Source organism: Flavobacterium sp., from assembly GCF_043720215.1.
Classification (GTDB): Bacteria; Bacteroidota; Bacteroidia; order Flavobacteriales; family Flavobacteriaceae; genus Flavobacterium.
In genome coordinates, this window is the sequence record NZ_JAYSSZ010000252.1 from 1 (window position 1) to 7,516 (window position 7,516).

The 7,516-nt window shown below is 34.1% G+C and carries 7 protein-coding genes; 6 read left to right on the plus strand and 1 reads right to left on the minus strand.

Going from position 1 to position 7,516, the window contains the following annotated elements:
- Positions 1 to 138 precede the first annotated feature (138 nt).
- Positions 139 to 828, minus strand: a complete 690-nt coding sequence (locus ACHZC3_RS10955) for a DUF3048 C-terminal domain-containing protein (RefSeq protein WP_394759895.1) — start codon at positions 826 to 828, stop codon at positions 139 to 141.
- On the opposite strand from ACHZC3_RS10955, the gene ACHZC3_RS10960 reads away from it, so the two are divergent.
- From ACHZC3_RS10960 to ACHZC3_RS10985, 6 genes are all read left to right on the plus strand, one after another.
- A complete protein-coding gene (locus tag ACHZC3_RS10960; RefSeq protein ID WP_394759896.1) occupies positions 790 to 1,632 on the plus strand; it encodes a chorismate mutase in 843 nt (280 codons plus the stop codon). The two genes, ACHZC3_RS10955 and ACHZC3_RS10960, sit on opposite strands and share 39 nt — an antisense overlap.
- Positions 1,633 to 1,701: 69 nt before the next feature.
- Complete coding sequence (gene rsgA / locus ACHZC3_RS10965; protein WP_394759897.1) at positions 1,702 to 2,685, plus strand: ribosome small subunit-dependent GTPase A; 984 nt, start codon at positions 1,702 to 1,704, stop codon at positions 2,683 to 2,685.
- Positions 2,686 to 2,712: 27 nt separating this feature from the next.
- Positions 2,713 to 3,165 carry a D-aminoacyl-tRNA deacylase gene (dtd, locus tag ACHZC3_RS10970; protein ID WP_394759898.1) on the plus strand — a complete coding sequence of 151 codons (453 nt, stop codon included), beginning with the start codon at positions 2,713 to 2,715 and terminating at the stop codon, positions 3,163 to 3,165.
- A gap of 26 nt (positions 3,166 to 3,191) precedes the next feature.
- Entirely contained in the window at positions 3,192 to 5,099 is a 1,908-nt protein-coding gene (locus ACHZC3_RS10975) for a DUF3857 domain-containing protein (protein WP_394759899.1), read from the plus strand.
- 6 nt (positions 5,100 to 5,105) lie between these two features.
- Positions 5,106 to 7,115: a transglutaminase domain-containing protein gene (locus ACHZC3_RS10980; RefSeq protein ID WP_394759900.1), complete on the plus strand. Its 2,010-nt coding sequence runs from the start codon at positions 5,106 to 5,108 to the stop codon at positions 7,113 to 7,115.
- Positions 7,116 to 7,117: 2 nt separating this feature from the next.
- Positions 7,118 to 7,444 carry a nucleotide pyrophosphohydrolase gene (locus ACHZC3_RS10985; protein ID WP_091475526.1) on the plus strand — a complete coding sequence of 109 codons (327 nt, stop codon included), beginning with the start codon at positions 7,118 to 7,120 and terminating at the stop codon, positions 7,442 to 7,444.
- Positions 7,445 to 7,516 lie beyond the last annotated feature (72 nt).

Below are 7,516 nucleotides of genomic sequence, written 5' to 3' on the forward strand. Positions count from 1 at the left end.
GGGCAGATGACCAGCTCCACGACGGGATCGCTGCCGCGACCCGCGAACGAGCCGCGTCCGAGCATCGAACGTGGGCGCAGGTGGCCGAGGCTACTCGAGTCGTCTATGCGGCGGTGGGGATCAGGGTCGCCGGCGGGCCTACGGAGTCGCGGAGCCGGCCTTGATGTTGACCGGGGACCCGGTCCTGACCACCTGGAGGAAGGTCTGACCGACGGTCAGGGTGGCGGGCGCGCCCGCCTTGTCGAAGAAACGCGTGGGTTCGGTCGTGCCGGTCTTCTTCCACGTGCCCTGGACCGTCCGTCCGTTCGTGGAGATGTATGCCGTCCCGCTCCCGATCAGGTCGGCGTCCAACAGCTTGGAGCGGGGGACGGGCGAGAACCGCACGACCAGCACGATCACGTTCTTGGGGGCGACCCGCTCGTCATCGGCAGCGTCGGTCTGCTTGCCCTCCCGGCTCACCGAGCGCAGGTAGGTGTTCGTCGCGTGGTCGTACCGGTAGGTCACGTCGTTGGACGAATAGCGCACGTTGATGGAACCACCGTACGGTCGGGTCGCCTCGGGCGCATCTGGGGCAAAGGCCGAGAACGGCTCCAGCGGCCCGTCCTTTGCCTTCAGAACATCCCCCAGAGAGCGCAGGGCCTGGCCATCCGTGTACAGGTTGTGGGGCGCCCGCCTCGATGAGATACGACGGAAGTACTGGCTGCCAAAGCGGAACTGGTCCGCGTTGTACACGTACTCGCCGTTGCCCTTGGAGCGCAGGAGCGCCAGGGCCTGCTGGGACCCGCCGGCATGGGCGTAGACCGCCCGCCATTCCGACGCCCAGGCCATGTAAAATTAGCATTAGAATATGGTATAGATGTTTTGTGGATTGGCGCTCGAACAACTGTAAACCCTTTTGCAGTTCAAGAAATTGCCGATGCTTTACAAAATACTGACAAAATTGTATTGGTAAAAAATCCTGTAAATCCAGACTTAGCTTTATGGATTGGTGGTGTAGAACGTTTGTATAACGCAGGAATCAAAAAATTAGGAGTTATTCATAGAGGATTTTCTACTTACGAAAAAACAAAATATAGAAACATTCCTGAATGGCAAATTGCAATCGAACTACAAAGTCGTTTTCCAGATTTACCATTAATAATCGATCCGTCGCACATAACAGGAAGACGAGATATGATTCAGGAAGTTTCGCAGCAAGCACTCGATTTGAATTATGATGGATTAATAATTGAAACACATACAGATCCAGACAATGCATGGAGCGATGCAGCACAGCAAGTAACCCCGACGGTTTTGAAGAAAATGTTTGAAGATTTGAAAGTCAAAAAAACAACCGTTGAAGAAGATGGATATAACACTGAAATGATAAAACTTCGGGCCAATATTGATATATACGACAGTAAAATTTTAGAAATTTTAGGTAACAGAATGAAAATTTCAGAACAAATAGGATCACTCAAAAAAATCAATAATGTTGCCGTTTTACAAAACAAACGCTGGAATGAAATTCTTGGAAAAATGATTCTAGAAGGAGAACAAAAAGGATTAAGCGAAGAATTTATCTTAAAAATGTTTAAAGCCATTCATCAAGAAAGTATTACACACCAAGAGAAAATTATAAATAAACACTAATTATAAATCACAAATTATATTGTAGAATTAATCGTAATTTTGCATTCAATTCATAATTCATAATTCATTTTGACAGGAATCGTTTATAAATCTACAGGAAGTTGGTACACCGTAAAATCTACAGAGGGAGATTTTATGGAATGTCGTATAAAAGGGAAATTCCGAATGAAAGGAATCAAAAGTACTAACCCAATTGCTGTTGGCGATGTTGTCGATTATGATTTAGATGATTCTTCCGATGTTGTAACTGGAGTTATTAATACTATTCACGATAGAAAAAATTATATCGTCCGTAAATCGGTTAATTTATCGCATCAAATGCATATAATTGCCTCCAATCTAGATTATGTTTTTTTGTTAATTACCATTAATAATCCACCAACAACTACCAATTTTATTGATCGTTTTCTAGTTACTGCCGAAGCTTATGGAATAGAAACCATTTTGGTTTTTAATAAAATAGACACTTACGACGAAGCCATGCTTGACGAGCAATTGTTTATGCAATATATTTATCAAACAATAGGCTATAAATGTCTTAGAGTTTCATCGACTGAAGGAAAAGGAATCGAAGAACTAAAAGACATAATGAAAGGCAAAGTGACTATGTTTTCTGGGCATTCTGGCGTAGGAAAGTCAACTTTAGTTAATGCGATGGAACCTAGTTTGCATTTAAAAACAAAAACTATTTCCGAACAAAGTAAGCAAGGACAACACACAACGACTTTTGCAGAAATGTACGATTTGTCTTTTGGAGCCCAAATTATAGATACGCCAGGAATAAAAGGCTTCGGAATTGTAGACATGGAAAAAGAAGAAATTTCGGGTTACTTTCCAGAATTTTTTAAACTCAAAGACCAATGTAAGTTTAACAACTGTTTGCATAAAGACGAACCAAAATGCGCTGTTAAGGAAGCGCTAGAAAAAGACGAAATTTCGTATTCACGATACAATAGTTACCTAAAAATATTAGAAGGTGATGATGAGACTTATCGAACGGATATTTATAATGATGACCGAATTGCGAGTGATGAAACGAGGAATAAGAATTAGGCAATAGCCATTAGTAATTAGCCAAAAGTGAAAGTAATATTACAAAGAGTTTCAGAAGCTTCTGTAACAATCGATTCTAAAATTGTAGCCAAAATCGAAAAAGGATTATTAGTTTTAGTTGGTATTGAAGACTCAGACAGTCAAGAAGATATCAATTGGCTAACATCAAAAATTATAAATCTTCGCATTTTTGCCGATGAAAATGAGGTGATGAACCTTTCGGTAAAAGATATAAACGGCGAAATTATTGTCGTTTCTCAGTTTACACTTCATGCTTCTACTAAAAAAGGAAATCGACCAAGTTATATAAAAGCATCCAAACCAGAAATAGCTATTCCGTTGTATGAAAGTTTCGTCAAGCAGTTAGAAACTGAATTGGGTAAAAAAGTACAAACTGGTATTTTTGGAGAAGATATGAAAGTTGCTTTAGTAAATGACGGACCAGTAACAATAATTATAGATAGTAAAAACAGAGAATAAAACTATTTTTAATAAACTTCAACTAAATGAAATTAAAATTAAGCTCAATAATAATTATATTTTTTTACAACCTTATAATTGCTCAAAAAAATGATTACTCAACCGTAAAAGTTTCAGAAAATCTAATAGAAAGTTCCAATAGTGTTATCTTAAATCAAGAAATCAATATTGAGATTACTTCACAAAAGCATATTAATGTAAAAAAATATAAAGCTGTTAGAGTATACAATGAGTTGGGATTAAATAATATTGATGCAAGAGAATATTATGATAAATCTAATAAAGTTATTGCAATTGAAGCAAAAGTATATAATGCATTTGGAAAAGAAATAAAATCTATAAAACGTAAAGATTTCAAAGATCAAAGTGTAGCTGATGGATTTTCTGTTTTTACCGATAATAGGATTCTTTTTCTAGAATATACTCCCACAGAATATCCGTTTACAATAATATATCAAAGCGAAAGCGAAAGTTCAAATACTGCTTTTATTCCATCATGGTATCCAATAGATGATTTCTATGAAAGTATTGTAAAATCAACAATCAACATAACTTATCCAGAAAATTTAGGTTTTAAGTATAAAGAAATCAATTTTGAAGGGAACGGAATTGTAAAGACTCAAGACAAAAATAAAATTTTATTTTCGGTAGAAAATTTATCATCCATTAAAAAAGAAGAATACTCTCCTTCTTTTCAAAGTATTGTTCCAAATGTATTATTTGGATTAGAAAAATTTAACCTCGAAGGTGTTGAAGGTTCTGCTAAAAACTGGCAAGAATTTGGTATTTGGATGTACAACGACTTACTTTCTGGAACTGATGAATTACCAATTGAAACTCAAGTAAAAATTAAATCTCTTATAGGGAACGAAACTAATACAATTGAAAAAGCAAAAATTATCTATAAATATGTGCAAGATAAAACACGCTATGTAAGTATTCAATTAGGAATTGGCGGTTGGAAGCCGATGCTTGCTAAAGATGTAGATAGATTAGGTTATGGAGATTGTAAGGCATTGTCAAATTATACTCGAGCATTGTTGAAAATTGTAGATATTCCATCTTATTATACAATAATTAATGCTGGTTCTGATAAAAAAAACATGGAACAAGATTTCGTTTCCATGCAAGGGAATCATGCAATTTTAGCATTACCTGTTAATGATAAATTTTATTTTCTAGAATGTACAAGTCAAACAAAAGCATTTGGTTTTGAAGGTGATTTTACTGATGACAGATTTGCGCTCATTGTTTCACCAGAAAAAGGAGAAATAATTAAAACAAATGGGTACGATGAAAAATTAAGTTCTCAGTACTCAAAAGCAAATTATGCAATAGATGAAAACGGAAATATTAATTGTGCTATTTCAATAATATCTAAAGGAATTCAATATGACAACAAGTACCACTTAGAAAAAGAATCAACTGAAAAAATAGCAGAATACTATAAAACCAATTTAAAGACAATATCTAATCTAAAACTAGAGAAAACATCATTTAATAATAATAAAGAACAATTAGAATTTACTGAAAATTTAAAATTTAATGCACAAAATTATGGAAGCTTGAGCGGAAAACTTTTATTATTTTCTTTGAATGCTTTTAATCAATATTCAACCATTCCGCAACGATATAGAACAAGAACTAATCCTTTTGAAATTCAACGAGGATTTTATGATGAGGACGAATTTGAAATTACAATTCCTGAAAACTATATAATTGATGCAAAACCTGAAAATTATATAATAAAAGATAAATTTGGAGAGTATAAAACTGAAATAATTATTTTGAATTCACAAAAAATAATATACAAACGTTCTCTGTTAGTAAACAAAGGAGTTTACCAAAAAGAAGACTATGAAAATTACAGAAAATTTAGAGAACAAATAGCCAAAGCAGATAATTCAAAATTAGTACTAACAAAAAAACAATAATAATTAATGTATAAAAATATCATTACCCTAACAGTAATTCTATTAACTAGCTTCAATATTTATGCTCAAAAATACGAACTTGGCAAAGTGACAATTGAAGAATTGCAAGAAAAGAGACATCCTAAAGATTCTTCAGCCAATGCAGCAATTATTTACGAAAAAGGGAAGACTTATTTTGAATATAGGCAAGGAGACGGCTTTAGTGTTTTGACAGACATCGAGGTTAAAATAAAAGTATACAAAAAAGAAGGTTACGAATGGGCAAATAAATCAGTCGTTTTTTATGTAGGAGGCAATACAGATCAAAATGTATCATTTTCAAAAGCTATAACTTACAATCTAGTAAATGGTGCAATCGAAAAAACAAAACTAAAAAGTGATGGCGAATTTATAGAAAAAAAAAATAAATTTTGGTCACTAAAAAAAATAACTATGCCTAACGTAAAAGAAGGGTCAATTATAGAATACAAATACATTCTTAAATCTCCTTATCTATCTACTTTTCCAGACTGGGATTTTCAGAAATCTATACCCGTAAATCATTCAGAATACACAACAAATATTCCAGAATATTATACTTATAATGTGTACAGAAAAGGATTTATAACTCCTATCGAATTTAAAACTAAACTTAATAAAACAATCACATTAAACGAGAAAAGTATTTCGGGAATTGGAGGAAAAGCATATGATCACACCTCACAAAACATTGAATATGCTGATAATCAAACCACTTACAAACTAGATAACATTCCTGCATTAAAAGAAGAATCTTATGTGAATAATATAAATAATTATATTACAAGTGTCCAGCACGAACTATCCTCGAAACAAATGCCACAATCTGCTTTTGAGTTATTTTCTACGAATTGGGAAGCAGTAACAAAAACAATTTATGAAGATGATGATTTTGGATCTCAACTTAATAAAACTGGTTATTTTGAAGATGATATAAATGCACTTATGTCAGGATTAACAACAAGAGATGAAAAAATTTCAGCTGTTTTTAATTTTGTAAAGTCTAAAATAAAATGGAACGAATATTATGGATATACATGTGATGATGGTGTAAAAAAAGCGTATCAAGACAAAACAGGAAATGTGGCAGAAATAAACCTTATGCTTACAGCAATGCTTAGACATGCTGGAATTAATGCAAATCCAGTTTTACTGAGTACAAGATCTAACGGAATTTCATTGTTTCCAAGCAGAACAGCTTTTAATTATGTAATTGCAGGTGTCGAAATAAAGAATGACATAATTTTACTTGATGCAACAAGCAAAAATTCAGTTCCAGATATTTTACCAACAAGAGATTTGAATTGGCAGGGAAGAATAATAAGAAAAGATGGATCCTCTGCCCAAGTAGATCTAATACCAAAAATGATTTCAAAAGACCACATTAATCTAATGGCAACTATTGATTCTAATGGTGAAGTAAATGGAAAAATAAAAGAACAATATTTAGATTATAATGCATCTAGTTTCAGAGATCAATATTCAGATCTTTCAAAAGAGACTTATCTCGAAAAATTAGAGAAAAAATATAATAATATTGAAGTGACAGAGTATGAGGTTACAAATAAAAATGAATTAGACAAGCCAGTTATTGAGACATATTCTTTCAAAACCAATAACACTATTGAAATTATTGGAGATAAAATGTATTTTTCTCCTTTACTGTTTTTAGCAACAACGGAAAATCCTTTTAAACAGGAAACTAGGGAATATCCTATAGATTTTACTTATCCTAATCAAGACAAGTGTATAATAATTATTACTATTCCTGATGGTTATGTTGTTGAATCAATTCCGTCTCCAATTAATATAGGATTAATTGACAATATGGTTGGTTTTAAATTTAATATCTCAAATACTGGAAAACAAATTCAAATTTCATCAATATTAGATATTAACACAAGTATTATTTCTTCAGAATATTATGGAGATATAAAAGCATTTTTTACAGAAATGATGAAAAAGCAAACTGAAAGAATAGTACTTAAAAAAGGGTAATTATGAACCTAAAAAACTCTCAACTCGAAGTAGACAATTGGATAAAAAACCACGGTGTCCGATACTTTAACGAGCTAACAAATATGGCGCAACTTACTGAAGAAGTAGGTGAAGTAGCTCGAATTATTGCTCGCCGTTATGGCGAACAATCCGAAAAAGAGTCCGACAAAAATAAAGATTTAGGCGAAGAACTTGCTGATGTCGTTTTTGTGGTTTTGTGTTTGGCAAACCAGACCGGAATCGATTTACAAGCTGCTTTCGATAAGAAATTGGATTTAAAAACAAATCGCGATCACGACCGCCATCATAACAATGAAAAACTGAAATAAAACCTTAAACTTGTCATTTCGAGGAACGAGAAATCTCATAAAACGAATTAGTTAGTGAGATTTCTCGTTCCT

What these genes read in the sequence shown, in the direction of transcription:
- ACHZC3_RS10960 (WP_394759896.1), top strand. Translation starts at nt 790, where the DNA reads ATGGGCGTAGACCGCCCGCCATTCCGACGCCCAGGCCATGTAAAATTA.
- ACHZC3_RS10955 (WP_394759895.1), bottom strand. Translation starts at nt 828, where the DNA reads ATGGCCTGGGCGTCGGAATGGCGGGCGGTCTACGCCCATGCCGGCGGG.
- ACHZC3_RS10975 (WP_394759899.1), top strand. Translation starts at nt 3,192, where the DNA reads ATGAAATTAAAATTAAGCTCAATAATAATTATATTTTTTTACAACCTT.
- ACHZC3_RS10980 (WP_394759900.1), top strand. Translation starts at nt 5,106, where the DNA reads ATGTATAAAAATATCATTACCCTAACAGTAATTCTATTAACTAGCTTC.
- ACHZC3_RS10985 (WP_091475526.1), top strand. Translation starts at nt 7,118, where the DNA reads ATGAACCTAAAAAACTCTCAACTCGAAGTAGACAATTGGATAAAAAAC.